This window comes from Microbulbifer regidiadema (SeqCode), assembly GCF_052467605.1.
On sequence record NZ_CP174316.1, the window covers coordinates 4,777,855 to 4,795,203 of the forward strand.

A 17,349-nucleotide genomic window follows, 5' to 3' on the forward strand; every position below is an offset into this window, starting at 1 on the left:
AGCGGGGTTTGCCCGCTAATAATCTTTCTCCAATTTGATTGGAATCTGTAGAGCAAGTGGTTTTGGTGATATGGCTCAGGTGATGCAGCGGGAATATATTTACAAACCGAACGGGGAGGTTCCCGAGGGCGAGGTGTTACCGGAGGGATTGCGCCGCATCGCCCTGGGTGTTGAGTATTGCGGTGCCAAACTGCACGGTTTTCAGAAACAGAAGTCTGCATCGGAGACGGTTCAGGCGCACTTGGAGCGCGCTTTATCTACGATTGCCGCAGAAACGGTGACCCTGGTTTGTGCGGGGCGCACCGATGCCGGGGTCCATGCCACCAATCAGGTAATCCATTTTGATACCCGCGCACAGCGGCCGGATCGCGCCTGGGTGCAGGGCGTGAATACGAAATTGCCGGATTCGGTGCGGGTGCGCTGGGCCCGCGAGGTGCCGGCGCAGTTCCACGCTCGATTTTCCGCCCGCGCCCGCAGTTATCGCTATCTGATCCACAGTGCGCCGACTCGCTCTGCCCATAGCGCTGCGGAGGTCACCTGGACTCAGCACCCGCTGGACTTGGAGGCGATGCGCGAAGGGGCCGGTTATCTGATAGGCCGCCATGATTTCACCAGCTACCGGGCGGCCCAGTGTCAGGCGAAGAGTCCGGTGCGTGAAATTACCCGCCTGGATATTGCCCCGGTGGGCCCACTGATCGCCCTGGAGATTAGCGCTAACGCCTTCCTTCACCATATGGTGCGCAATATCACCGGGGTTTTGATGGCTGTGGGGCGGGGGGAGCGCGCGCCCATCTGGGTGAAAGAGGTGCTGGATCAGCGGGATCGCTCCAGCGGTGGCGTTACTGCGCCGCCATTTGGTCTGTATCTCGTGGATGTCGACTATCCCGAGCAGTTTCAGCTCCCCCAGTGTGAACCGGGGCCACTATTGGTGTCCAAACCTTTGGGGGCTTTGCTCTCCAGCTAGGTCGCCAGTTTCCCTTGGTGAGGGTTGCAACGGGGTGCATTTCGCATTACGTGACTATCTGATAGTATCGATTCTCCCTTATTTGATCGGCCAGTCCGCTGGCTTTAGGTTGCATAATGCAAGTGAAAATTTGTGGAATAACCAACGTAAAAGACGCTGTAGTGGCTGTAGATGCCGGTGCTGATGCGCTGGGCTTGGTGTTTTACCAATCGAGCCCGCGCTGTATCGATCCCGCTACCGCAGTAGAGATTGCCGAGGCAGTTCCGCCCTTTGTTACCCTGACAGGGCTCTTTGTCGATGCCGCGCAGAGTGAAGTAGACGCTGTGCTGGAGTCGGTTCCCCTCAATTTACTTCAGTTTCACGGCAGTGAAAGCGCGCGTTTTTGTGAACAATTCCGGCGCCCCTATATCAAAGCATTGCGCATGAGGGATGATCTTGATCTAGATGCCGCCATGGCGGAACACCCCAGGGCGCGGGGCTTTCTGTTGGATACGTACAGGCCCGGTGTTCCCGGCGGTACTGGAGAGTCCTTTGACTGGGGGCGGGTGCCCCAGGACGGCGAGCGCCATATCATTCTCGCCGGCGGTTTAACCCCCAACAATGTCATCACCGCAGTAGAGATTGCGCGCCCGCACGGAGTGGATGTGAGTGGTGGTGTAGAGCTGGAGCCGGGGCGAAAGGACCGGCAAAAAGTTTTTGAATTTATCAGTGCGGCAAAAAGATAAGCCGCAAACGGGCACCAAAAGGTGCCGCCTGCCAACAGTCGCCAACCTGCGTATTTACACGGCTATTTCCAGGTGACGTTTGAATCGTTTAGGATAAATGACCGCTAACCCTGTTGAAGCGGTACAGAGACGTATTATCCGCCGCTATTGCTGGCGCGAATCGGTAAATACCCGCAGGTCGAGGTATCTGCGCCAGCACTTTCTGGCGATGTTTGAATAGCTCAGATAGAAGTACCCCGAATAGTATTAACGCGGCACAGAGACGTGCCGTTCGCCGGCCCTGCCGGCGTGAGCCAGTATTTTCTGGCGACGTTTGAATAGTTCAGGAGGAACTATCGCGAACAGTATTAAAGCAGCACAGGGAAGTGCCGCTCGCCGGCTCTGCCGGCGCGAGCCAGTAAATATCAGCAGATCCACGTATCTGCGCCAGTATTTTCTGGCGACGTTTGAATAGTTCAGGAGGAACTATCGCGAACAGTATTAAAGCGGCACAGGGAAGTGCCGCTCGCCGGCCCTGCCGGCGCGAGCCAGTAAATATCAGCAGATCCACGTATCTGCGCCAGTATTTTCTGGCGACGTTTGAATAGTTCAGGAGGAACTATTCAAACATAAATAAACAGCAACACAATTTTAACCCCACGTGACCCACGGAGTGTGAGTGTGAGTAAGCCAGGTGCTATCGATTTTTCCACCTTCCCGGATGCGAGCGGACATTTTGGTCCCTACGGTGGTCGCTTTGTATCGGAGACACTGATCAGCGCATTGGATGAGCTTCAGGCGATGTATAGCCGCCTGAAAGATGATCCAGATTTTGTCGCTGCCTTTGATCACGATCTGGCGCACTATGTAGGCAGGCCATCGCCGCTGTATCTCGCTGAGCGACTGACTGAGCAGGCGGGCGGTGCGCGAATCTGGCTTAAGCGGGAGGATCTCAACCATACCGGTGCGCACAAGGTAAATAACACCGTGGGCCAGGCACTGTTGGCCAAACACAGCGGTAAAACCCGCGTTATTGCCGAAACCGGTGCGGGCCAGCACGGCGTGGCTACGGCCACTGTAGCGGCCCGTCTCGGGCTCCAGTGTACGGTTTACATGGGTGCAGAAGATGTTAAGCGCCAGTCCCCCAATGTCTATCGGATGAAGCTGCTGGGGGCAGAAGTGGTGCCGGTGGAATCCGGTTCCAAGACCCTCAAAGACGCGATGAATGAGGCTATGCGCGACTGGGTGACCAATGTGGATAATACTTTCTACATTATCGGCACTGTGGCTGGCCCCCATCCCTACCCGCAGCTGGTGCGGGACTTTAACTCTATTATCGGCCGCGAAGCCCGCAGTCAGAGCCTGGAGCGCTTTGGCCAGCTGCCCGATGCGCTGGTGGCCTGTGTCGGTGGTGGCTCCAATGCGATTGGCTTGTTCCACCCCTTCTTGAATGACACTGAAGTCAAGATGTTTGGCGTTGAGGCGGGCGGTGAAGGCCTGGCGACAGGCAAGCATGCCGCACCGCTAAATGACGGTATTCCCGGTGTTCTGCACGGCAACCGCACCTACCTGATGGAAGACGACGACGGCCAGATTATCGAAACCCACTCGGTTTCTGCGGGGCTCGACTACCCGGGTGTGGGCCCTGAGCACGCTTGGTTGAAGGATATCGGTCGGGTGGAGTATGTGACCGCCGACGATGACGAGGCTCTGGATGCCTTCCGCCGCCTCACTCGCACCGAGGGAATTTTGCCGGCATTGGAGTCCAGCCACGCGGTCGCTTACGCGCTCAAGCTGGCGGCCTCTATGAGCCCAGAGCAAAATGTTCTGGTGAATCTCTCCGGTCGGGGTGACAAGGATATTTTCACCGTTGCCGCTATCGATGGTATCGAGGTATAGCAAAATCGGCGCCCGCCCTGGAGGTGGGCAAAATGGCTGAAGATCCAATAATTGAACTGGTTTTTGCCAGGATTGCCTCAGGGAATACATTGTGACAGAACAAAATAGAATTGATCGCCGCTTTACCGAGTTGCGCGATGAGGGCCGCAAGGCGCTGGTAACTTACATTGTCGCCGGCGATGGCGGTCTGGAAAATACCGTACCGCTGATGCATCAGCTGGTGGCCAGCGGGGCCGATGTGATCGAGTTGGGGGTGCCGTTTTCCGACCCTATGGCGGAAGGGCCGGTAATTCAGAAGGGGCACGAGCGGGCGCTGGCCAATGGCACCTCGCTGCGCAAATGTCTGGCGCTGGTAAAAGAGTTCCGCCAGTCGAACGATGATACACCGGTGATCCTGATGGGCTATGCCAACCCCATTCAGCGTATGGGTGAGCTGGAATTTGCCGAGGCGGCCTCGGCTGCCGGGGTCGATGGCGCTTTGACCGTAGACCTGCCGGCGGAAGAGGCCGGTTCTCTGAATGCCTTTTTGGCCGAGCGCAATCTGCGCAGCATCTTCCTGTTGACCCCCACCACCACAGAAGAGCGAATTCGCGAAATTACCGGCCTCGCCAGTGGTTTTGTTTACTACGTCTCCCTGAAAGGGGTTACTGGCGCCGGTCATCTGGATTTGGATTCTGTGCGCGACAATCTGGACCATATCCGCCAGTTTACCGATCTGCCCCTGTGTGTTGGCTTCGGTATTAAAGATGGTGCCTCGGCCCGCCAGGTCAGCGCCCATGGCGACGGCGCCGTGGTGGGCAGTGTGCTGGTGTCGGCAGTGGATGCGGCGGCAGACCTGGAGGCCGCTAAAATCGCAGTGGGGACTATTGTCAGGGAGATGCGAGAGGCCCTGGATCACTAGAAAACAGCCATAGCCCTAAGCGCAAATCTGGCCAGAAAGCCAAAAATAGCGGCTGATCTGGCCGGGTTTGTTAGTCAGCTTAGTGTTTTAATTCGTAGCCTGAAACCCATTGGTCGGTAAAATGTGCCGGCCCGAAGAAAGCATCCGGATGTGGAAACGAGATGAGCTGGTTAGAAAAAATTGTCCCTGCGGTAATTCGCACAGAGCGTCGCACCGGCAGCAGCAAGGTCCCCGAGGGGGTTTGGAAGAAGTGCGTCAAATGCGATGCGATGCTTTATCGCCCGGAGCTGGAACGCAATCTGGATGTGTGCCCCAAGTGCGATCACCACTTTAGAATCGGCGCCCGTCGCCGCCTGGATATCTTCCTCGACGAGGAGGGCCGTGAAGAGCTGGCCACCGATGTGCAGCCGGTTGATCGCCTGAAGTTTAAAGACGTTAAAAAGTACAAAGATCGCCTGGTACAGGCGCAAAAATCCACGGGTGAAAAAGATGCCCTGATCGCCATGCAGGGTACCCTAAACGATGCTCCCCTGGTCGCGGTGGCATTTGAGTTCGCTTTCCACGGCGGCTCCATGGGCTATGTGGTCGGTGAGCGCTTTACCCGTGCGGCCCAGCGCGCACTGGAGCAGCGTATCCCGCTGGTTTGCTTCTCCGCTACCGGTGGTGCCCGTATGCAGGAGGCCCTGATCTCGCTGATGCAGATGGCCAAAACCTCGGCGGTGCTGGAAAAAATGAAGATGGCCGGCGTGCCCTATATCTCCATTATGACCGACCCGGTGTACGGCGGTGTCTCCGCATCCCTGGCTCTGCTGGGGGATATCAACGCGGCGGAGCCCGGTGCCCGCGCCGGATTTGCCGGCCCCAATATTATCGAGCAGACCATTCGCCAGAAATTGCCGAAAGGTTTCCAGCGCAGTGAATTCCTGCTGGAGCACGGCGCTATCGATATGATTATTCCGCGCAAGGAAATGCGCTCTACAGTTTCCCGCATATTGGGTAAACTGACCGGAAATTGATTTCTATTCCCCTGGGGCAATGCTGTGATCAGCCTTAACAAGGGTTGATTACAGCCCCCATCACCGATGTTTTCAACTATGCCTTCACTGCAAGATTGGCTCTCCCGCCTGGAGCAGCTACACCCCACTGAAATTGAATTAGGTCTTGAGCGTGTCGCTTCTGTGGCCAGTGCGCTGGGTATCCAGAAGCCAGCGCCGACGGTTGTCACTGTGGCGGGCACCAATGGCAAGGGGTCCTGTGTGGCGACCATGGAGGCGCTGCTGTGTCGGGGCGGGCACTCCGTAGGTGCCTATAGTTCCCCACACTTGCTGCGCTTTAACGAGCGGGTGCGCATCGGTGGTGAGGAGGTTGCCGATAAAGATTTGGTGTTGGCCTTTGAGGCGATCGAAGCCGCTCGCGGCGACACCAGCCTGACCTACTTTGAATACACCACCCTGGCGGCGCTCTGGTTATTCCAGCGCGCGGGTGTCGAGTTTGCGCTGTTGGAGGTCGGTCTGGGCGGGCGCCTGGACGCCGTTAATCTGGTGGATGCGGACCTCGCCATTATCACCAGCGTTGCTATCGATCACGAGGACTGGCTCGGCAGCGATCGGGAAATTATCGGCCGCGAAAAAGCCGGTATCCTGCGCGCGGGAGCGCCTTTTGTCTGCGCGGATAGTGAACCCACCCAATCTGTGCTGTCTGCGGCAGAAAAATTAGCCAGTTCCAGTTATTTTATTGGGCAGGATTTCTCCCTGGTGACAGGGGGGGATAACAGAGAACTTTACCGCTTCGGTGAGTTGGAATTTGCGCTGCCTCAAATCAGTTTGCCGCGCCCGAGTATCGCCGCTGCGATAACGGCCCTGGCCCTGCTCGATGTGCTGCCTCAGGGGGGCGTTGAATCTGCCCTGACTGAAATTGGTCTGCCGGGGCGCTGCCAGCAGGTCCAGTGGCAGGGGAGCAACCTGCTCCTGGATGTGGGGCACAACCCGGCAGCGGCCCAGCACCTGGCCAAATGGCTCGGGGATCACCCTGTCGCCGGCAAGACCCACGGGCTGGTCGCGGCTATGTCGGATAAGGACCTGGCGGGACTTTTCGCACCGCTGCGGGAACTGGTGGATACCTGGCACCCCGCAGAATTGCCGGGCAACAGCCGTGCCGCAGGGGCGGAGGCCTTAGTGGCGGGGCTGCTTGAGGCCGGTGTCGAGGCAACGAACGTCGATAGCCGCTGTCCAAGCGTCGCCGATGGTTTGCAGCAGTTGCTAGCGACCATGGGGGCGCAAGATAGGTTGCTTGTGTTTGGTTCCTTCTTTACTGTGGCTGAGGTTCTGCAGCAGATGCGAGACGAAGGTAATGGAGAATTGCGAGGGTAACCCCTCCCGCCGAGGGCGACTGAACGACGGTTTTAAGCAGCGTATTGTCGGTGCGCTGGTATTGGCTGCGCTTGCAGTTATTTTTCTGCCCAGCCTACTGGACCGCGAGGCCGCCGGTAATATCAGCGAAACCAGCCAGATCCCAGCGGAGCCGGATATACGCCCTATTGAGATCGCCGAGCCGCAGCGGGTTGCGGATGCGCTGCCGGCGCCGGCGCCAGAGGATGCTTTCCAGCCGGATCTGCCGGAACACTTTGCCAATCCCGAGGCACCGGAGCCCGCTGCCGATGACGGGGAGGTGCCGGAGGTTGCCCGGAGTGATGAAGCGGTGGCCAGTCAGGCGGCGCCCAAGAAGGGGGCTTCCCCGCTGGTAGATGCCTATGGATTGCCCGTGGCCTGGGTGGTACAGGTGGGCTCCTATCGGGATGAATCCCGTGCGGAAAAGCTGCGTCTGCGCCTGATGGATGGTGGCTACAAGGCCTATACTCGGGCGGTGGAGACGGACAGGGGGCGCCTGGTGCGAGTTTTCGTCGGGCCCAAGGTCAACAAGGCCGATGCCCAGCAGTTGAAGAGAGAGCTGGATACCCTTCTGCAAGCGCAAACTCTTGTGCTTCAGTTCAAGGCCTAGCCGGCCTCTATATCTCCCCCAGGTTGTCACTGTTCCGGCTCGCGGCGGATGGTGACGGCCCAGGGGGATACTGTCACTCTGCACTTTTGTTCGTTATTAGCCAATTGCCACGGCGCCAAACGTCCAGGAAGGGCGGTACTATAAGTAATAAATTCCAATCGGTTGGCCTACGGCTTCACGCGCATAGTCCCTTCAGTTAGAATGCGCGCTCTTCGCGGCAACAGCCGCCACGCAGGTAGGATCGAATGAATTGGGCTGACTGGACCATTCTGGCTGTTGTGGGTATCTCCACGCTTATCGGCCTTAGTCGAGGTTTCATCAAGGAAACCCTGTCTCTGCTTACCTGGATTGCCGCCTTTATCGTCGCCATGATGTTTCGCGATCAGCTGGCGCCAATGCTTTCCAATCTCGTTGATACCCCCTCCCTTCAGATGATCGCGGCCTTTGCCATATTGTTTATCGGCACGCTGCTCGCTGGCGCCGGTATCAATATGATGCTCGCCGCCTTTGTCGAGGCGACGGGGCTATCCGGTACAGATCGGGTTTTGGGAATGGCGTTTGGCCTGGTGCGGGGCGCTATTGTCGTGATAGCTCTGCTGATCCTGGCCCCGGCGCTGGTGCCGGTAGAGCAGGACAGTTGGTGGAATCAATCGGTGCTGATTCCTCACTTCCTCGAATTTGAGGGTAGTGCGCGGGAGCTGGCGGGCTCCGTTAAGGAATTCTTTGTAAAGTTTTTTAAATAGGGCGCCACAAGCGCTCTTCTCGAGTCAATAGGGTCAAATATATGTGTGGTATCGTCGGTATCGTCGGTAAGAGTGACGTCAATCTACAGCTCTATGATGGGCTCACTCTACTACAGCACAGGGGACAGGATGCCGCCGGCATCGTGACCTGTGACGATGATCGCCTGAACCAGCAGAAAGCCAATGGTCTGGTTCGCGACGTATTCCGCGCGCGGGACATGGAGCGTCTGAAGGGTAATTTTGGCATCGGTCACGTGCGCTATCCCACTGCCGGTGGCTCTGGCCCGGCACTGGCTCAGCCGTTCTACGTAAACTCGCCCTACGGCATTGCCATGGCGCACAACGGCAATCTCACCAATGCCCACGAGGTGGTCGATGAGATTTTCCAGCAGGACCTGCGTCATATCAATACAGATTCTGACTCAGAAGTTTTGCTCAACGTTTTCGCCCACGAGCTGCACAAGTTGCACAAGTTGCAGCCCAAAGCGGAAGATATCTTCAGCGCGATGCGCTCCGTACACAAGCGCGTGCGCGGCGCCTATGCCTGTGTGGCTTTGATCGTCGGTTACGGCATTGTCGCTTTCCGCGACCCCAACGGTATTCGCCCTCTGGTTTACGGCAAGCGCGAAACCGAGAAGGGCACCGAGTATATGGTGGCCTCTGAGTCTGTGGCTCTGGATGTGCTGGGTTATACCCTGGTGCGCGACGTGGCCCCCGGTGAAGCGATCTATATCGAACTGGATGGCACCTTGCACTCCGAACAGTGTTCAGATAACCCGTCTCTGACCCCCTGTATTTTTGAACACGTGTACTTTGCCCGTCCGGACTCCATTATGGATGGGGTATCGGTACACAAGGCGCGCCTGCGTCAGGGTGAGCACTTGGCGGATAAAATCCTCAGTATACGCCCGGATCACGATATTGATGTGGTTATCCCGATCCCGGATTCTGCCCGCACCGCAGGGCAGACAGTGGCCCACCGCCTGGGGGTGAAATTCCGTGAGGGTATGGTGAAGAACCGCTATATCGGTCGCACCTTTATTATGCCCGGCCAGAAGGAACGCAAAAAGTCAGTTCGCCAGAAGCTCAATGCCATTGAGCTGGAATTCCGCGGCAAGAACGTGCTGCTGGTGGACGATTCCATTGTGCGCGGTACTACCTGCAAGCAGATTATCCAGATGGCCCGCGACGCCGGTGCCGCCAAGGTGTATTTCGCCAGCGCCGCCCCCGCCGTTAAGTATCCGAACGTATACGGTATCGATATGCCTTCGGCTACCGAGCTGGTGGCCCACGGCCGCAGCACCGAGGAAATCTGTGAGGAGATCGGGGCGGACTGGTTGATCTATCAGGAGTTGGAAGATCTGGTGGTCAGTTCCAGTGGCGGCAAACAGAAAATTGAGCGCTTTGACTGCTCTGTATTTGACGGCAATTACATCACCGGTGACGTGGACGAGGAATATCTCAACGACCTACACGCCCAGCGCAATGACGGCGCCAAGGGCAAGAAGGTCGATGCCAGCGCCCTGTAATTCCCTTTGACCGGGCCTGTCCCGAGCGGCCGGCGGCAAAAATCTGTTTTTGTAGCCTGCCGAAAGTAAAAAAGCGTAAGCGCCCTTTTCTCGCGGCAGAAGAGGGCGCCAGCTCAGAGCGTTTCGGTTAATATGACTGCTTCCCAAAATACTGACCAGGAAGCGGTATATGTTTGAAGACGACGGTTACGCTCTGGAAACCCTGGCGGTGCGCGCCGGCCAGGTTCGCTCACCGGAAGGGGAGCACTCCGAGGCGCTCCACCTTACCTCCAGTTATGTTTTCCCCTCTGCTGCGGAAGCTGCCGCACGCTTTTCCGGTGAAAGTGCCGGCAACGTCTACTCCCGCTATACCAACCCCACCGTACGCACTTTTGAAGAGCGCATTGCCGCGCTTGAAGGCGGTGAGGCCGCTGTTGCTACGGCCAGTGGTATGGCCGCTATTCTCAGTATTTGTATGGCGCTGCTAAAAAGTGGCGACCACGTTATTTGTTCCCGCAGTGTTTTCGGTACCACAACGGCGCTGTTTGGCCGCTATATGGAAAAATTCGGCGTGCGGGTGAGCTATGTCGATTTGACCGATATGGATGCCTGGAAACAGGCGGTGAATGGCGCCACTAAATTGCTGTTTATGGAAACGCCCTCCAACCCCCTGTGTGAGGTGGCGGATATCCGCGCACTGGCGCAAGTTGCCCACAGTGCCGGTGCCATGCTGGTGGTGGATAACTGTTTTTGTACCCCGGCTCTGCAACGCCCGCTATCCATGGGCGCCGATATCGTGGTGCACTCCGCGACTAAATTCCTCGATGGTCAGGGCCGGGCGCTGGGGGGCGTTGCCGTTGGCCGCAAGGCGGTGATGGATGAGCTGGTGGTTTTCCTGCGCACTGCCGGGCCCAGTATGAGCCCGTTTAATGCCTGGGTATTTCTCAAAGGCCTGGAGACGTTAAAACTGCGTATGCAGGCGCACTGCACCAATGCCCTGGATTTGGCTTGGTGGCTCGACGAGCAGGAGATGGTGGAGAAGGTGAATTACACCGGCCTGCCCAAGCACCCGCAGCACCGTTTGGCGCGGGAGCAGCAGGACGCTTTTGGCGCAGTGCTGAGTTTTACCGTGCGCGGCGGTCGCGAGGCGGCCTGGAAGGTGATCGATAATTGTAAAATTCTCTCCTGTACCGCCAATTTAGGCGATGCAAAAACCACGATCGTACACCCCGCGACCACTACCCACAGTCGCCTCAGTGATGAAGACAAAGCCCGCGCCGGGATTAGCGAGAATCTGATTCGTATTTCCGTCGGGCTCGAAAATGTTGAGGATCTCAAGCGCGACCTGATGCGCGGATTGTCCCAGTTATAGGCGCTAGCGTAAGCGTCCAGCTACCTATGATTATTAGCGGACCGTGGAATACGGTTCGCGGGTTCCGGTAGCGCCTGTACTTGTTAGAGTTTCTGCCGGTGTGCAGTAACAATCCCCCGAGAAAAATTGAGCAGTAATGGATTTGCCGTGCAAAAAATAGTTTCCGCCATCGTGTCTGATATCGGCAGTGTTTTATTGGGTAAAGAGCGTCAGGTGAAATTGGCGCTGGCCTGTTTGCTGTCAAAAGGCCACCTGTTGATCGAAGACCTGCCGGGTATGGGTAAGACCACTTTGGCCCACGCGCTCGCGCAGGTACTGGGACTGACCTATAAGCGGGTGCAGTTCACCAGTGATATGTTGCCGGCGGATATCCTCGGTGTCTCGATCTTTGATCGGGAATCCAGCCAATTCCATTTTCACGAGGGGCCGGTTTTTAGTCAGGTATTACTGGCGGATGAAATTAATCGCTCATCGCCAAAAACCCAGAGTGCCTTGTTGGAGGCGATGGAAGAGCGCCAGGTGAGCGTCGACGGGGAGACCCGCACACTGCCGAAACCCTTTTTTGTGATTGCCACACAAAACCCGATGCAGCAGTCGGGCACTTTTGCCCTGCCGGAATCCCAGTTGGATCGCTTTTTAATGCGTATCAGCCTGGGCTACCCCACCCGCGAGGCGGAGCGGGCTTTGTATATGGGTGCTGACCCCAGGCGGCAACTGGCGAGTTTAAAGCCCCGCATCGATACCGCCACACTCGGCAAAATGCAAAGCCTGGTAGGGCAGGTAAAGACTTCCGACAGCCTGCTGGATTATCTGGAGCGCCTGGTATTGCACACCCGGCAGAGCCCGGACTGCGCCGTGGGTTTATCGCCGCGAGGCGCTTTGGCGCTGCTGCGCGCGGCCAAGGCCTGGGCGCTGATTCACAATCGCGGCCATGTGTTGCCCGAGGATATTCAGGCGGTGTTGCCAGCGGTGGCGGGACATCGCCTACAGAGCGATGGCGCCAACGGTGACCAATTAGTAGAGCGCCTGTTGCGCCAAGTGGATGTGATTACAGCCTGAGTCGATAAGTGTGAATCATTCCTCAAGCCGAAGCGCCTCCCGCAATCCCCTGCGTATGCTGGCGGAGTCCTGGCGCAATCTGACGCAGCGCTGGCTCAGTCGCCGCGCGCCCCGGGCCCGTGCGATCACCCTCAACCACAGCCGCTTGTTTATCCTGCCCACTCGCGCGGGACTGGGCTTTCTCGTGGTGGTTGTGCTGCTGTGGCTGCTGGGTACCAATTATGAGAACAACCTGGTTTTCGCTTTAACCTTTTTGTTGGTCAGTATTTTCGCAGTGCTGCCGCTGCACACTTTTGCCAACTTGACCGGGGTGCACCTGCGTCTGCTGGGCACCCGGGCGGCTTTTGCCGGCGACTTTGCCGAGGCGGAAATTAATGTGAGCTGCGAGGGCCGGCGAGAGCGGGAGTGGCTCGAATTGAGCTGGCCGCCGGAGCAGGGCAGTCGCGTGGATCTGTGTGAGCAGCAAAGCGCCGATGTGTGTATCTCGCTGCCCGTAGTAAAGCGCGGCCGAGTACAGGCGCCGCGATTGCGGGTTGAAAGTCGTTTTCCCCTGGGGCTGTTTTGCTGCTGGAGCCGCATCGATCTGGATGTTGAATTTTTGGTCTATCCCCGCCCTATTTCTGCGGGGCCTCTCCCCCTTGGCGAAGCTATCGCCGAGGGGGAGTTTGGCGAGGTGCAGCGGGGCGGAGATGACTACGCAGCGCTAAAACCCTATCAGGCGGGGGATTCCCTGCGCCATGTGGCCTGGAAGCAATATGCGGCGGGGCGCGACCTTTACAGCAAAGACTACGAGCGCAGAACCGATACGCGTTTGTGGCTCGACTGGGACCTACTCGATGGCAGAGCTGTGGAAATGCGCCTGAGCAATCTCTGTGACTGGGCGCTGCAAGCGGAAAAGCAGGGCATTGCCTACGGTTTGCGCCTGCCCGGTGTCTCCATCGAGCCCGCGCTCGGCCCCGAGCATCAACAGCGGGTCTTGCAGGCCTTGGCCCTATATCCCGAGCGAGGTCAGTGATGGCGGGGAACAAGGATTTATTGCCGCGCGAAAGCCTGCTGTGGATTTTTGCCGCTCAGTTTGTCGCGCTGTTGCCACAATTCACAATACTGCCACTGTGGGTGGCTTTCGCCTGGGCGTTTGCGGTTTATTGGCGCCTGGAAGTTTTTCGTGGGCGCAGGGATCTACCGGGGCGCACGCTGAAAATAGTCGTGATTGTATTGACAGTGGCGGGGCTGGCCCTGTCTTACCGGCGCTGGTTTGCGCTGGAGCCGATGATCGCGCTGCTGGCAATCTCCTTTACGCTGAAAAACCTCGAACTGGTCAGCCGCAGGGATGCCTTTGTCAGCTTGTTACTGGCCTATTTTGTCGCCGCCACCCTGTTTGTCCAAGAGCAGACTATTCCCTATGCGCTTTACGGTCTGCTCAGTGTGCTGGTGATTACTGCGGCCCTGGCCGCGCAGTTGGGGCGCTTTAGCGCGCGCCCGCGCCGGGCTCTGGGGTTGTCCGTGCGCCTAGTGGCACAGGCTGCGCCGCTGATGGTGTTGTTGTTTTTGGTGATGCCGAGGCTGGGGCCCCTGTGGTCGGTGCCGCAAAATACTGCCGCTGGGCGCACGGGGGTCAGCGATTCCATGGCTCCGGGAGACTTTACCGAGCTTTCCAAATCCAGCAAGCCGACCCTGCGTATCTCCTTTGATGGCCCGATTCCCCCCCCTGAGCAGCGCTACTGGCGCGGGCTGGTGTACTCGGAATTTGACGGCCGCACCTGGCGCCAGGGCTATGGCGTGGACCCCCATAACGGTGGGCGGGTGTACTGGAGAAATGGTGAGCAGACCCTGCCGCAAGTGGGCCCCCGCTATCGCTATCAGGTGATTCAGGAGGCGAGCCGCAGCCCCTGGCTGTTCGCCATGGCACAGCCGGCCTCGGAGAGCCCGGGTGTTGGTGAGACGGCGGATGATCGCCTGGTAAAGCGCACCCCGGTTTTTAACCGCTTTGCATACCAGGTCAGTTCCTGGCCCCGGGAAGCCCTGCCTTCCCCGGCCGCCCTCAGCCCTGTGGAGCGGCGCCGGAACCTGCAATTGCCCGGCTCTGGCAATGCCCGTACCCGCCAGTGGCTCGCCTCTCTGCGGGACCAGGGCCTCGGCGCTGAGGCCATTTCCTCTCAGCTACTGTCGCACTTCAACCGGACTTTTACTTACACCTTGAAGCCTCCGGCACTGGGCCGCGATACGGTCGATGAATTTCTTTTCGACAGCCAGCAGGGGTTCTGCGAACACTTTGCCGGCAGTTATGTGTTTGCCATGCGCGCCGCCGGGATACCGGCGCGGGTGGTGGCGGGCTACCAGGGCGGCGAGTGGGTGAGCGGGGAAGAGTACCTGCTGGTACGGGAATACGATGCCCACGCCTGGGCTGAGATTTGGCTCGACGGCCGCGGCTGGCAGCGTGTCGACCCCACCGCAGCGGTGGCGCCGGAGCGGGTGCGCGATGGCCTGGAGAGTGCGGCGGGTGAGGAGTTTATGCAGGATTCGCTGTTTCCCCTACACCGTATCGGCATTCTGACTAGGATGCGCTTGCAGTGGGATATGATCAACTACCGTTGGTACCAAACTGTTGTGAGCTTTAATGCCGACCGGCAACAGAATATATTGCAGCGCTTATTCGGTGACCTGTCTCCGCTGCGTATGGCCCTTTTATTGGGCGCGCCGATACTCGTACTGCTGCTCGGTATCAGCTTGTGGGCAGCCCGCTCTGGTCGAGGCCCTAAGCTGGCACCTGCGGAGAGGCTGTATCAGCGCTTTTGCCAGCGTATGGCCCGCAAGGGTGTTGAGCGGCGCTCCGGTGAGGCAGCCGGTGATTACGTCCGCCGTATTGCCGAGGAGAGGGCCTCGCTGGCAAATTATGCCCGAGCGGTGACTGAGGCATTTGAGTTGGCGACCTACGCTGGCGATGCCGGCGCATTAAAAACACTGCGACGGCTGTCGAGCGGGTATTTCTGGCTGCGGCATTCAGAGAATATGGCGCCGCAAAAGCGCGAGCTGGCAGGTTATTAATCATTGAGTTATTTCGTATCTAAAATGCCAAGCCGCTTGCAAAGATTTTTGTTGGGCTACAGTGGTACCTCCCTGGCAACCGGCCTACAGGTGATATTGCTGCCCTGGATTGCGCTGACCATTGTCGATCTTCCCGCCCTGCAGCTGGGCTGGATACAGGCGTCTGTGTTGCTGCCAAATCTGGTGTTTCTGTTATTTGGCGGCGCTCTGGCGGATCGGCGAGACCCGGCCCTGGTATCGGCCCTGGCCTGCTTTGGTCTGGCGCTTTGCCATAGCGCACTGTTGTTGTATTTCACCTTCCATGTTCTGACCCTATCCACCCTGATGATTTACGGTATTTGCCTGGGGGTGTGCAGCGCTTTTCTACAGCCGGCGCGGGATAACCTGGTGCAGCGCAGCGCCCGCAATGGCAGGGGGCGGGCCACCGAGCGGGGCGTGCAAAAAACGGTTACCTGGATGATGCTGGCACAGTACGGTGGCCAGGCGGTGGGTATGCTGCTGGCGAGCCGCTTCGATCAGTGGGGCTTGCAGCACCTACTGGGGGTACAGATCGCGGTTGTATCGGTGGCCTCGCTACTGCTCTTGTCTCTGCGTCAGCCCCAGGCGTGCCAAGCGGTATCGGAAAAGCGACCCCACGCTCTGATTTTGGATGGCCTCGGCCAGGCTTGGAAGCATCCAGTTCTGCGAGAGTTGACCGCATTGATGGCCTTTAATGGCTTTGTGCATATCGGGGTTTTCCTGGTGGTGTTACCGCTGCTGGCTGAGGATTACGGCCGTGGTGCCGGCTACTACGCAACGCTGCAATTGGCATTTGTCGCGGGCACGGTAATCGCAACGGTGACCATGTTGAGGCGGGGGCAGGGGCAGGAACCGGGGCGCGGTATTTTGATGTGCCTGCTCTATAGTGCCGCGCTGTTGATTGCCATCAGTCTGGGGCCCACTCAGTTTGGTTTGATCCTGCTGTGCCTGTGTTGGGGCGCGGTCGCAGCGGCCTCTGCGGGATTGGGGCGCGGCATAGTGCAGCTGCTGGCGCCGGCAGATTATCGCAGTCGCATTATTTCTATTTACCAGTTTGCCCTATTTGGTTCGGCTGCGCTGGGTGCGCTGGTGGCGGGCGTGTTGAGCGAAGTCGCCGCGCCGCTGGCTACGTTGCAGTGGGCGGGAATCTTGAGTCTATTGGCCTTCGTCCTGGTTGCTCTGAGCGGAGCCCTGCGGCAGGTAAAAATTTCCGATAGCGAGGTGTAGGCTGGGTAACCTGATGGCAATGTGGCGCCCTTTTATGTATCGATACAACAGCCGCTAATGAGCATGACATTACTGCAACAGGTAAATTGCTGCATGGCGAAGAAAAGTGAGTCTGGGGGATACGCTGGGGTAGAAAAGCGCGAAGAGTTGAACTCTAAAGATGTGGAATGACACATTGCAGATTAAGGTAAAAATAGAGCACCCATTCGGGTATATAAAAATATTTTTGGAAATGGAAAAGTCCGCTGTCGAGGTTTAAGGAAAAATACTCAGCGCCTGTGTATGCAGACTGGATTTGCCATCTGATGGGTTAGGAAAAATATCTGTTGCACTGGGGATAGCGCCCCTGAAATCTGTAAAGCGCGGATTTCAGGGGATGAAAATGGAGGTAAATACGTATGTAAATCTAGGGGGGTGGCTGAAAAAAGTCATTCTTTTATGTGATATCTAATGCATAATTAGAAAGTTATTTTTCAGAGGTTCCCTAAAAATTTAATGATTAACTTACAGGGGCTATTCGCGATCAATTTAGTCAGAAGGATTGATGCTGACATATCGGATCAAAATATCATTGTGGTCATCATCACAGTCCATACTGTTGTCTTCAAATTCGAGTGTCACTTCCTTTCCTGACATTTGAGCTGATAGTAACATGCTGAATTGTCGGTCGTGCATTTTGTCATAAGAATCGCCACCAAAGCCAAGCTTGGCGTATCCATTCATACCTTTTATAGCTAGTTTAGTGTCCTCTGTTGTAGCTCTGGTTACTATGCGAGTTACCTCTCCGGTGCAATAGTGGAATCCAGCGGCCACGCTAGCCTGAGACGTTAGCATCAAGCCAGCCAATATTAGAATCCTTTTCATTTTTAGACTTCCTTGGCGATTTTTGTGGGATTTTTAGTGTTGATTCTA

General features: G+C 57.4%; 15 protein-coding genes. 14 read left to right on the forward strand and 1 reads right to left on the reverse strand.

Translation table 11 applies throughout. From position 1 onward, the window contains the following. Nucleotides 1-70 precede the first annotated feature (70 nt). From truA to ACJJIF_RS21620, 14 genes are all read left to right on the forward strand, one after another. Complete coding sequence (truA, locus tag ACJJIF_RS21555; protein ID WP_444930297.1) at nucleotides 71-964, forward strand: tRNA pseudouridine(38-40) synthase TruA; 894 nt, start codon at nucleotides 71-73, stop codon at nucleotides 962-964. Nucleotides 965-1,080: 116 nt separating this feature from the next. Continuing rightward, nucleotides 1,081-1,689, forward strand: a complete 609-nt coding sequence (locus ACJJIF_RS21560) for a phosphoribosylanthranilate isomerase (protein WP_444930298.1) — start codon at nucleotides 1,081-1,083, stop codon at nucleotides 1,687-1,689. Between the two features lie 660 nt (nucleotides 1,690-2,349). Further along, on the forward strand, nucleotides 2,350-3,567 hold the full coding sequence (trpB, locus tag ACJJIF_RS21565) for a tryptophan synthase subunit beta (protein ID WP_444930299.1): 1,218 nt from the start codon (nucleotides 2,350-2,352) through the stop codon (nucleotides 3,565-3,567). A gap of 91 nt (nucleotides 3,568-3,658) precedes the next feature. Beyond that, the gene (trpA, locus tag ACJJIF_RS21570; RefSeq protein ID WP_444930300.1) at nucleotides 3,659-4,468 is read left to right on the forward strand and encodes a tryptophan synthase subunit alpha; all 810 of its coding nucleotides are present in this window, start codon (nucleotides 3,659-3,661) and stop codon (nucleotides 4,466-4,468) included. Between the two features lie 161 nt (nucleotides 4,469-4,629). Then, nucleotides 4,630-5,484, forward strand: coding sequence for an acetyl-CoA carboxylase, carboxyltransferase subunit beta (accD, locus tag ACJJIF_RS21575; RefSeq protein ID WP_444930301.1), 855 nt, complete (start codon nucleotides 4,630-4,632; stop codon nucleotides 5,482-5,484). Between the two features lie 78 nt (nucleotides 5,485-5,562). Continuing rightward, nucleotides 5,563-6,837: a bifunctional tetrahydrofolate synthase/dihydrofolate synthase gene (folC, locus tag ACJJIF_RS21580; RefSeq protein ID WP_444930302.1), complete on the forward strand. Its 1,275-nt coding sequence runs from the start codon at nucleotides 5,563-5,565 to the stop codon at nucleotides 6,835-6,837. After that, on the forward strand, nucleotides 6,818-7,465 hold the full coding sequence (locus ACJJIF_RS21585) for an SPOR domain-containing protein (RefSeq protein WP_444930303.1): 648 nt from the start codon (nucleotides 6,818-6,820) through the stop codon (nucleotides 7,463-7,465). The genes folC and ACJJIF_RS21585 overlap by 20 nt, the downstream gene beginning before the upstream one ends. A 245-nt stretch (nucleotides 7,466-7,710) precedes the next feature. Then, nucleotides 7,711-8,208 carry a CvpA family protein gene (locus ACJJIF_RS21590; RefSeq protein ID WP_444930304.1) on the forward strand — a complete coding sequence of 166 codons (498 nt, stop codon included), beginning with the start codon at nucleotides 7,711-7,713 and terminating at the stop codon, nucleotides 8,206-8,208. Nucleotides 8,209-8,249: 41 nt separating this feature from the next. Continuing rightward, on the forward strand, nucleotides 8,250-9,737 hold the full coding sequence (purF, locus tag ACJJIF_RS21595; protein WP_444930305.1) for an amidophosphoribosyltransferase: 1,488 nt from the start codon (nucleotides 8,250-8,252) through the stop codon (nucleotides 9,735-9,737). A 169-nt stretch (nucleotides 9,738-9,906) separates the two neighbouring features. Beyond that, nucleotides 9,907-11,088: an O-succinylhomoserine sulfhydrylase gene (locus ACJJIF_RS21600; protein ID WP_444930306.1), complete on the forward strand. Its 1,182-nt coding sequence runs from the start codon at nucleotides 9,907-9,909 to the stop codon at nucleotides 11,086-11,088. A gap of 147 nt (nucleotides 11,089-11,235) precedes the next feature. Beyond that, entirely contained in the window at nucleotides 11,236-12,147 is a 912-nt protein-coding gene (locus ACJJIF_RS21605) for an AAA family ATPase (protein WP_444930307.1), read from the forward strand. A gap of 10 nt (nucleotides 12,148-12,157) precedes the next feature. Continuing rightward, nucleotides 12,158-13,162, forward strand: a complete 1,005-nt coding sequence (locus ACJJIF_RS21610) for a DUF58 domain-containing protein (protein WP_444930308.1) — start codon at nucleotides 12,158-12,160, stop codon at nucleotides 13,160-13,162. Then, nucleotides 13,162-15,192 (forward strand): transglutaminase TgpA family protein, encoded by a 2,031-nt coding sequence (locus ACJJIF_RS21615; protein WP_444930309.1) that lies wholly within the window; start codon nucleotides 13,162-13,164, stop codon nucleotides 15,190-15,192. Before ACJJIF_RS21610 ends, ACJJIF_RS21615 begins: the two co-directional genes overlap by 1 nt. A gap of 48 nt (nucleotides 15,193-15,240) precedes the next feature. Then, nucleotides 15,241-16,437, forward strand: coding sequence for an MFS transporter (locus ACJJIF_RS21620; protein WP_444930310.1), 1,197 nt, complete (start codon nucleotides 15,241-15,243; stop codon nucleotides 16,435-16,437). 528 nt (nucleotides 16,438-16,965) lie between these two features. On the opposite strand, the gene ACJJIF_RS21625 is transcribed toward ACJJIF_RS21620, so the two are convergent. Continuing rightward, nucleotides 16,966-17,301, reverse strand: a complete 336-nt coding sequence (locus tag ACJJIF_RS21625; RefSeq protein WP_444930311.1) for a hypothetical protein — start codon at nucleotides 17,299-17,301, stop codon at nucleotides 16,966-16,968. Between the last annotated feature and the right edge of the window lie 48 nt (nucleotides 17,302-17,349).

What these genes read in the sequence shown, in the direction of transcription:
- truA (WP_444930297.1), top strand. Translation starts at nt 71, where the DNA reads ATGGCTCAGGTGATGCAGCGGGAATATATTTACAAACCGAACGGGGAG.
- ACJJIF_RS21560 (WP_444930298.1), top strand. Translation starts at nt 1,081, where the DNA reads ATGCAAGTGAAAATTTGTGGAATAACCAACGTAAAAGACGCTGTAGTG.
- accD (WP_444930301.1), top strand. Translation starts at nt 4,630, where the DNA reads ATGAGCTGGTTAGAAAAAATTGTCCCTGCGGTAATTCGCACAGAGCGT.
- folC (WP_444930302.1), top strand. Translation starts at nt 5,563, where the DNA reads ATGCCTTCACTGCAAGATTGGCTCTCCCGCCTGGAGCAGCTACACCCC.
- ACJJIF_RS21585 (WP_444930303.1), top strand. Translation starts at nt 6,818, where the DNA reads ATGGAGAATTGCGAGGGTAACCCCTCCCGCCGAGGGCGACTGAACGAC.
- ACJJIF_RS21590 (WP_444930304.1), top strand. Translation starts at nt 7,711, where the DNA reads ATGAATTGGGCTGACTGGACCATTCTGGCTGTTGTGGGTATCTCCACG.
- purF (WP_444930305.1), top strand. Translation starts at nt 8,250, where the DNA reads ATGTGTGGTATCGTCGGTATCGTCGGTAAGAGTGACGTCAATCTACAG.
- ACJJIF_RS21600 (WP_444930306.1), top strand. Translation starts at nt 9,907, where the DNA reads ATGTTTGAAGACGACGGTTACGCTCTGGAAACCCTGGCGGTGCGCGCC.
- ACJJIF_RS21615 (WP_444930309.1), top strand. Translation starts at nt 13,162, where the DNA reads ATGGCGGGGAACAAGGATTTATTGCCGCGCGAAAGCCTGCTGTGGATT.
- ACJJIF_RS21625 (WP_444930311.1), bottom strand. Translation starts at nt 17,301, where the DNA reads ATGAAAAGGATTCTAATATTGGCTGGCTTGATGCTAACGTCTCAGGCT.